The following is an 8,521-nucleotide window of genomic DNA, read 5'->3' on the forward strand; positions in this document are numbered from 1 at the left end:
GCGCAAGGTGAACCGGCGTGGCGAAGCCGCGATGCTGCCGCTGGAAGCGGGCGAAGCGCAGGCAGCACCCGCCGAGCAAGTGGAGAGCATCGCCTCGCGCGAGATTATCGACGCGTTGCAGGCGATCAGCCCCGACCGGCGCGCGGCACTGGTCATGGTCGCCATCGAAGGCTTTTCCTATGCCGAGGCCGCGACCATCCTCGGCGTGCCGGCCGGCACGCTGATGTCGCGCATCGCGCGCGGGCGTGATGAGTTGCGCGGCCTGCTGGATGACGCCGCGCGCCGTCGGGCGATAAGGATCGTCGAGAAATGACTCGGCGCGATTTTTCCGAACGCGACATCCACATGGCGCTCGACAGCGAGTTGCCGGGCGACGAGCGCGTGGCGTATGACGCCTGGCTCGATGCCAATCCTGAACTGAAGGCGAGAAGCGCCCGCTACGTCGCCGACCGCGCAGCCCTTCGTGCCGCTTTCGCCGGCGTGCTCGACGAGCCGGTGCCGGCGCGGTTGCAAAAGATCGTGTTCGGCGAGGCGCCGGTCAAGACGGCGGCATCGCGCTCGCGCTGGTGGCTGGCGGCTGCGGCGGCGGCGGTGCTGGCCATCGGCGGTGTTGGTGGTTATGTCGCCGGCATCGACCATCTCGGTCCGGAAGAGCCGGCCGAGGACCAGCTCGCCGAGCAGGCGATCGCAGCCCATGTCATCTATGCCGCCGAGCAGCGGCATGCGGTGGAAGTGCCCGCCAGCGACAAGGATCATCTGCAGACCTGGCTGTCCAATAGGGTCGGCCTGAAGCTGGTCGCACCGGATCTGGCGGCGGAAGGGTTCCAACTCGTCGGCGGCCGGCTGCTGCCTGCTGGCGAGAGCAAGGCTGCGATGCTGCTTTATGAGGACGACAAGGGCGAGCGCATCTCGCTGTTCGTCACGGCTGAATCGGCCGAGAAGGCCAAGGGCACCTACGGGTCGGAAGAGAACGGCCCCGAGGCCGTCTACTGGCTGGATAAGGGCTATGGCTGCGCCGTCGTCGGCTCGCTGCCGCGCGCGCAGCTGACTGCGGTGGCGAAGAGCGCCTATAGCCAGCTTCTGGCCGGGCTGGCCAGCTGACGCCCCAATTTTTCAAAGCTTGCGTCTACAGCGCCGCGCGTCCTTTGGACGCGCAAAGGACCACTGTAGCACTTTAATTTTGTGCATGATCCTTTCCGAAAATCGATTTCGATTTTCGGGGTCATGCACCAGCCGAAACTGTCACAATTGAGCCCGAATCGAAGTGCGATAGCGCTTGACGGATGCTGGCGCTTCGGCTGTGTTGTCGACACTTCTGACCAGGGTCTTTTCCACAACCCAATCGAGGTTTTCCGAGCCCGCATGCCTGCCGAGATTCGCAAGGCCCGCGCGTCCGACGTCGATGACCTCGCCGTCATCGAGAAGGCTGTTTTCTCGAGCGACCGCATATCCCGCCGCTCCTTTCGCCAGCTGATCGAACGCGAAAGTGCCGAGCTGCTGGTTGCCGAAAGCGACGGCCGCGTCGCCGGCTATGCGGTCGTGCTGTTTCGCAAAGGCAGCGGCGTCGCGCGGCTCTATTCCATCGCCATCGGTCCCTTTTTTGGCGGGCTCGGCATTGGCCGCATGCTGCTGGCATCGGCGGAGGAGACCGCCTTCGAACACAACCGCATGATGCTGCGCCTCGAGGTGCGCGAGGACAACAGCCGGGCCATTCGCATCTACGAGCAGAGCGGCTACCGCAAGATCGGCCGCGAACCGGGTTATTACGAGGACGGCGCCACGGCGCTGCGCTACGAAAAGACTTTGCGCGGCGACATTCCGGTCGCCACCAAGGTGCCGTTCTACCAGCAGACCTGCGAATTCACCTGCGGCCCGTGCTGCCTGATGATGGCAATGGCCAATTTCGAGCCCGGCTTCGTGCCCGACCCGGTCATGGAAATCCGTTTGTGGCGCGAGGCGACCACCGTTTTCATGATGTCGGGGCCTGGCGGCTGTGAGCCGTTCGGCCTCGCCGTTGCCGGCCACGAACGCGGGCTCTCTGCCGAGATATATGTCTCCTTCCATGGCGCGCTGTTCCTGCAGTCGGTGCGCAGCCAGGACAAGCGCCGGGTGATGGAACTGGCGCAGGTCGACTTTCGCCGGCGCGCGGAACTTTACGGCATCCCGGTGAATTACCGTCCATTCGCCATAGACGATATCCGCACCGCGATCGCCGAGGGGAAACTGGTGTTGGTCCTGATCAGCGGCTTCCTGATGTTCGGCAAGAAAGTTCCGCACTGGGTGCTGGCCATCGGCGACGACGGCGACCATATCCTGATCCACGATCCCTGGGTCGAAGACGAGAGACAGGAGACCATTCTTGATGCCGCCAATATTCCCGTGCCTTACGGCATCTTTATGAACATGGCGCAGTTCGGCCGCGACGGATTGCGTGCCGCCATTACCCTCGGAAAGCGCGACAGACAATGACCTGGGTCATCCTTACCGGCCGGCAGAACGATCTCGATCAGGTGGCGACACCGCACAAGATCATCACCAATCGCGACTACCTTGCCCATCCGGCGCTGTTTCGCGGCCAGCGGCCGAAGGTCATCAACCTTTCGAACAATTACGGCTATCAAAGCCGCGGCTACTATGCCTCGCTGCTCGCCGGCTCGCGCGGACACAAGGTCATCCCGACGGTCGAGACGATGATCGACCTGTCCGAGCGCAAGCTCTACGATCACGCGCTGCCGGAGCTGGAACTCGCGCTCAACAAGTGCCGCAAGGATCTGGGCGGCGCCTTTCCGCAAAAAGTCTGCATCTTCTTCGGCATCGGCCCGTCGAGGGTATGGGATCGCTTTGCCAAGCTTTTGTTCGATTGGTTTCGCGCGCCGGCACTGGAAGTCCACATCACGGACAGCTCCGAATGGGCGTCGATCCGCAAGATCGGCTTCCATCCGCTGGCCAGGATGACCGAGGAGGAAGAAAAGCGCTTCCTTCAGTGCCTCGAGACCTACACCAACCGCGAGTGGCGTGACACCAAAGGCCGCACGCCGGCGCGCTACACCTTCGCCACGCTGGTCGATCCGCACGAGGAGTTGCCGCCATCGGAGATCTCGTCGCTGCGCTACTGGGCCAAGATCGCCGAAAAGATGGGCGTCGAAATCGAGCCGATCACCAAAAAGGATTTGGCCAAACTCGCCAACTACGACGCGCTGTTCATCCGCGAAACCACTTCGATCTCCAACCACACTTATCGCTTCGCGCGCCGCGCCCAGCAGGAAGGCATGCCTGTCATCGATGATCCGCTGTCGATGATCCGCTGTACCAACAAGGTCTATCTTAACGAGCTGATGACCTACAACAAGGTTCCGGTGCCACCGACGGTGATGATCGCCAGCACCTCGGATCTCGAAGTCGCGGCGCAGACGCTGGGCTTTCCGCTGGTGCTGAAGATCCCGGACTCGTCGTTTTCACGCGGCGTCAAGAAATGCGCCACCTTCGAGGAGCTGAAGACGCTAGCCACCGAATGGCTGGAGGATTCCGATCTCTTGATCGCGCAGAAATTCATTCCGACCGAATATGACTGGCGCGTCGGCGTGCTCGGCGGCCAGCCTCTGTTTGCCGTGCACTATCTGATGGCCAAAAAGCACTGGCAGATCGTCAACCACAAGGCCAACGGCAAGCCCGACCAGGGCGGCATCAAGACCTTTACCTTGAAAGAGGCGCCGGCCCATGTCATCGAGACGGCGGTGAGGGCCGCGCGCTGCATCGGCGATGGCCTCTACGGGGTGGACCTCAAGGAGACCAAGGACGGTGTCTTCGTCATCGAGGTCAACGACAATCCCAACCTCGACCATGGCTGGGAGGATTCCGGCGAAAAAGATGAGGTCTGGGTGCGGCTGACGCAGTGGTTCCTGGAGCGGCTCGACCGGCCGGGGCGATAATCATCCGAGAGGGGGGCAGAGATGCTGTTTTTTGTGACCGAGGATTTTCGCGGCTGTGATCGCAAGGAGATCTACCGTCGCTTCCGCGACCAGGGCCGCCTGAAGCCGGACGCGCTTCTTGTGCACCACAGCTGGATCGCGGCGGATATGAGCCGCTGCTTCCTGCTGGTGGAGGCCGATGACGTCACGCTCCTGCAACAGTGGGTCGTCGAATGGGCGGATCTGGTCGAATTCGAGATCGTTCCTGTGGCGACGAACAAGGACATGGTGGAGGCATTGAGCGGACACCTTTGACTGGCTCGTCTGGCCTGTCGCACTTAGCCGGATTGCCTGATCGCGGCGCGCGACTTCGGCAGGGGATTGATGTCCGCCGCCTTCGACGGTGCGCCGATCAAATAGCCCTGGGCCTCGACGCAGCCTTCCCTGCTCAGGAACTCCAGCTGAGCTTCGGTTTCGACGCCCTCGGCGGTGACGGTGATCCCAAGTTGGGCACCGAGGCCGATGACCGTCCGCACGATCGCGGCCGTGTCGCGCTTGTCGATGTCGCGAATAAAGGAGCGGTCGATCTTGATCTTGTCGACCGGGAAGCGGCGGAGATAGCTGAGCGACGAATAACCGATGCCGAAATCGTCCAGCGCGATACGGATGCCGAGGTCGCGCAACTGGCTGAGCGTCTTGAGCACGGTATCGCTCTCATCCATCAGCACCGTTTCGGTGATTTCCAGTTCAAGCCGATCGGCCGGCACGCCGGAAAATGCCAGCGCGGAGATCACGCTGCGGGCAAAGGTGCCGCTTTTGATCTGCACAGCCGAGACATTGACCGCGATACGCAGCCCATGCGGCCAGCCCGCCGCAACTGTGCAGGCGTTCCTCAGCGCCCATTCTCCCAGCGGCACGATCAGCCCAATCTCTTCGGCGACCGGGATGAAGTCGTCTGGCGGCACCAAGCCGCGTGCCGGCGAGTGCCACCGCATCAGCGCTTCGGCGCCGACGATTTCGCTGGAAGCGATGTTCATGATGGGTTGGAAGTCGAGCTCGAATTCCTGCCGCCGCAGCGCTGCCTCCAGATCGGTTTCGAGTGCGCGTCGTGCCCGCACCATCGCATCCATGCCTGGCTCGAAGAAGCGATAGACGTTGCGTCCTTCGCTTTTCGCCCTGTAGAGGGCCATGTCGGCGTTTTTCAGCAGCGTGTCGGCATCCCTGCCGTCATTGGGGAAAAGGGCGATGCCAAGGCTGATGCCGATATGCATGTCGCGGCTTTTGTCGCGAAACGGCCTTCCGATGATGTCGACAATGCGTCTTGCCAGTTTTTCCGCGTCGCCGGCACCTTTGGTATTGGACTGGATGATGACGAACTCATCGCCGCCGAAACGAGCGACTACGTCCGTTTCGTTGCGTAGGCAACGTTGCAGCCGCTCGGCCACGCATTTCAGCAGCCAGTCGCCGGCCGGATGCCCCCAGCTGTCGTTGACGGCCTTGAAGCGATCGAGGTCGAGCGAGAATATCGCCAGGTCCGTGGCCTCATCCAAGGCCTGATCGAGCCGTTCGCGGAACATTGAGCGATTGGGCAGGTTGGTCAGCGTGTCGTGATGCGCAAGGTGGGTCATGCGCTCTTCGACGCGGCGGCGCTCGGTAACGTCGTCGAAGGTTGCGACCCATCCGCCGCCACTCATAGGCCGTCGCACGACCAAAAGGGTTCTGCCATCGGCAAGATGGCGGTAGGTCGACCGCATTTCTCCGGCTTGAAGGCAGGCCGCGGTTTTCGAGATTTCGCTGTCGATGTCGATCTCTGCATAGAGACCCAGGCGGACGAGTTGCTCGAGCGCGTCGCGGTGGCCCATGCCAAGCGGAATGTCGGCCGGCGTCACGTGGTAGAGTTCCAGGAAACGTTCGTTGCGCACGATCAGCCTGCCGTCCGAGTCATACATCAAAAGGCCTTGCGACATGTTGGCGAGTGCTGCGTCGAAACGGCGGTGCTGCTCCTTCAGTTCCTGTTCGGCACGCCGTTGCTCGGTGATGTCCTCATAGATCGACACCCAGCCCCCTGAAGCAAGCGGCCGGTGCGAGATGTTAACTATGCGCCCATCCGACAGCGTTTCCTCATAGGTCGAAGGTTTCGCCTGGTCGATATAGGGCTTGCGGATGGCATAAAGTTCTTCGGCGCTGTGCGAGGCGACGCCGATGTCGACGCTGTGCTGGAGAATGTCGAAAAACCGGATGCCGGGCCGCACGATCTCGGCGTCGAGGCAGAAGATGCTGATATAATTGCCGTTGCAGATGATCATGTGCTCGTCGGCATCGAACATGGCCAAGCCATGCGACATGTTCTCGACGGCGGCCGAAAAACGATCATTCTGTTTGCGCAGTTCGTTTGCTATCCGTCGCGGCAGGCCTATGCCTTCGGCCCTCCGTCCGCGGACGGGCGAACCAGCCTTGGCATGAGTGACGGACATGAGGCGCGCCTGCAGACCGTGATCGAACACGGTACTGTTGTCCTTTCCGGTTAATTTACCGTTTTTTCAGTCGGCCGGCTGCACCGTTTGGCGCCGCAATTTCTCGATCGCTGCATACCGTTCGAGGAACGCGTTTTGCGCCCAGGTCACCGAATGCGGTGTGAAATCGAAGCGGTCGGCATTGAAGCCGCGCGGCCGGCCGAAGAATTCGGTCGCCTCGGCGGTCGAAAAGCCGGCAAGCAGCGTCGCCTCGAAATAGGCGGCGACCTGGTCGGCGCGCTTGATCTCCTTGCGCAGGCCCGCGCTAGGTTCGACCGGCAGCGAAAAGCGCAGATGGATGGCGCGCTGCAGCCTCAGCTCGCACTCCTTGTAGCTGCCGCCCATCACCGATTTGAACGGTGAGATCATGTCGCCGATGACATATTCCGGCGCGTCGTGCAGCAAAGCCGCCAGCCGCGCGTCGGCCGGGGCGTCTGGCACCAGCTCGCCGAAAAGCGCCTCGACCAGCAGCGAATGCTGGGCGACGGAAAAGGCGTGGTCGCCGCTGGTCTGGCCGTTCCAGCGGGCGACGCGGGCAAGCCCATGGGCGATGTCCGAAATCTCGATGTCGAGCGGCGAGGGGTCGAGCAGATCAAGCCGCCGGCCCGACAGCATGCGCTGCCAAGCGCGCGGCGGCGCGCCGGCACGGTCGGCCGCCATCAGGTCTCCTCCGCGCCGACAGGTTGCTGCGGGAAGGTGAACTTCGCCCAGGCAGGGATGGCGAGCGACACAGGGACGTCTTCCGCCATGATCGGCTGGCCGGCGTCGAGCGCTGCCTTGACGCGGTCGATTCGGGCTATGGCGAGGCCTGCCGTGCCGGCGGCAGTGCCAAGCGTGCCGACCGGTCGCCCGGAAACTGTCAGTTCGGCGCCAGGAGCGGGCAGGGGCCGTTCGGCCGAAACGATCAGCACCCGCCGTCTGGCGGTGCCGCGATGCTGCATGCGCGAGACCACCTCCTGGCCGACATAGCAGCCCTTCCTGAAGCCGACGCCGCCCGTCTCGTCAAGCAGCACATCATGGGGGAAGGCGTCGCCGAGCGGATAGTCGCAGCCGCTTTCGGCAATCCCATGGGCGATGCGCAGAGCCTGCCATGCGGCCGGGTCGCCGCCCTCACCCGTGCCGCCATAACAGCGCGTCACGGACGCGTCGCGGAACCGTGCATCGGCGACCGGCGTTGAATCAGATTGTGAAGTGGTTGAATCACTCCCCCACGCGACGGTGACAAGCTCCTGATCTAACTTGGCGATCTCGACTTTGGCGCGCAATTTGTAGAGCATCAGCCGGCGCATGAAATTGTCTGATATATCGGCTCGGCATTCTAGGCGGAAGGAATTCTCGCCAGCGCGGGAGATCAGGAAGTCGAACAGGATCTTGCCTTGCGGCGTCAGCAAGGCGCCAGGTTTTGCTTCGCCCGCAGCCAGTGCGTCGAGGTCGGTGGTCAGAATGTTCTGCAAAAAAATCTCGGCATCCGGGCCTGACACGGAAATGAGGGCGCGGTCTTTCAACTGGGCAAAGGGCATGGGCGGAAAAAGAACCTGATCTTGCAAAACAGTCGGCCATTACGTAAGCCGCTGACACTCCCCCCGCAAGAGACCGGATCAGCATGGCCACGACCTACAACCTCATCCTGACAGGCGGCACGGTGGTCAACCACGATGGCGAGGGCCGGCGCGACATCGGCATCAACGGCGGGCGCATCGCCGCCATCGGCGATCTCGGCCAGGCATCAGCCGGCGAGACGGTCGACTGTCGTGGCCTGCACATCCTGCCCGGCGTCGTCGACAGCCAGGTGCATTTCCGCGAGCCAGGGCTGGAGCACAAGGAAGATTTGGAGACAGGCTCGCGGGCTGCGGTGCTGGGCGGCGTCACTGCCGTCTTCGAGATGCCCAACACCAACCCGCTGACCACCAGCGAAGCAGCCCTTGCCGACAAGGTTCGGCGCGCCACCGGCCGCATGCATTGCGACTTTGCCTTCTGGGTCGGCGGCACCCGCGACAATGCCGGGGATGCCGGCGAACTGGAGCGGCTACCCGGTGCTGCCGGCATAAAAGTATTCATGGGCTCGTCCACCGGCGACCTTTTGGTTGAGGACGATGAGGG

9 protein-coding genes are annotated in these 8,521 nt (G+C 62.8%); 6 read left to right on the forward strand and 3 right to left on the reverse strand.

Features of this window, described 5'->3' with window-relative positions; translation table 11 throughout:
* From EOA86_RS12210 to EOA86_RS12230, 5 genes are all read left to right on the forward strand, one after another.
* Window positions 1-313, forward strand: a 313-nt coding sequence (locus EOA86_RS12210) for a sigma factor-like helix-turn-helix DNA-binding protein (protein WP_281035650.1), incomplete at its 5' end; no start/stop codon positions are given.
* Window positions 310-1,101, forward strand: a complete 792-nt coding sequence (locus EOA86_RS12215; protein WP_128341858.1) for an anti-sigma factor — start codon at window positions 310-312, stop codon at window positions 1,099-1,101. The genes EOA86_RS12210 and EOA86_RS12215, both read left to right, overlap by 4 nt.
* Window positions 1,102-1,362: 261 nt before the next feature.
* Window positions 1,363-2,469 (forward strand): peptidase C39 family protein, encoded by a 1,107-nt coding sequence (locus tag EOA86_RS12220; RefSeq protein ID WP_128341860.1) that lies wholly within the window; start codon window positions 1,363-1,365, stop codon window positions 2,467-2,469.
* Window positions 2,466-3,929 (forward strand): RimK family protein, encoded by a 1,464-nt coding sequence (locus EOA86_RS12225; protein ID WP_128341862.1) that lies wholly within the window; start codon window positions 2,466-2,468, stop codon window positions 3,927-3,929. The genes EOA86_RS12220 and EOA86_RS12225 overlap by 4 nt, the downstream gene beginning before the upstream one ends.
* 33 nt (window positions 3,930-3,962) lie before the next feature.
* Window positions 3,963-4,223, forward strand: a complete 261-nt coding sequence (locus EOA86_RS12230) for a DUF3303 family protein (RefSeq protein ID WP_240992496.1) — start codon at window positions 3,963-3,965, stop codon at window positions 4,221-4,223.
* Between the two features lie 23 nt (window positions 4,224-4,246).
* On the opposite strand, the gene EOA86_RS12235 is transcribed toward EOA86_RS12230, so the two are convergent.
* From EOA86_RS12235 to EOA86_RS12245, 3 genes are all read right to left on the reverse strand, one after another.
* Entirely contained in the window at window positions 4,247-6,382 is a 2,136-nt protein-coding gene (locus tag EOA86_RS12235; protein WP_128341864.1) for an EAL domain-containing protein, read from the reverse strand.
* A gap of 66 nt (window positions 6,383-6,448) precedes the next feature.
* Complete coding sequence (locus EOA86_RS12240; protein ID WP_128341866.1) at window positions 6,449-7,081, reverse strand: HD family hydrolase; 633 nt, start codon at window positions 7,079-7,081, stop codon at window positions 6,449-6,451.
* Complete coding sequence (locus EOA86_RS12245) at window positions 7,081-7,941, reverse strand: folate-binding protein YgfZ (protein ID WP_128341868.1); 861 nt, start codon at window positions 7,939-7,941, stop codon at window positions 7,081-7,083. Before EOA86_RS12245 ends, EOA86_RS12240 begins: the two co-directional genes overlap by 1 nt.
* A gap of 83 nt (window positions 7,942-8,024) precedes the next feature.
* Here EOA86_RS12245 and EOA86_RS12250 point away from each other — a divergent pair.
* Window positions 8,025-8,521 (forward strand): amidohydrolase family protein (locus EOA86_RS12250; RefSeq protein WP_164891700.1); only part of this gene is annotated, 497 nt, incomplete at its 3' end.

Origin of the sequence: Mesorhizobium sp. M5C.F.Ca.IN.020.32.2.1 (assembly GCF_004023105.1) — a bacterium.
Taxonomy (GTDB): Bacteria; Pseudomonadota; Alphaproteobacteria; order Rhizobiales; family Rhizobiaceae; genus Mesorhizobium; species Mesorhizobium wenxiniae.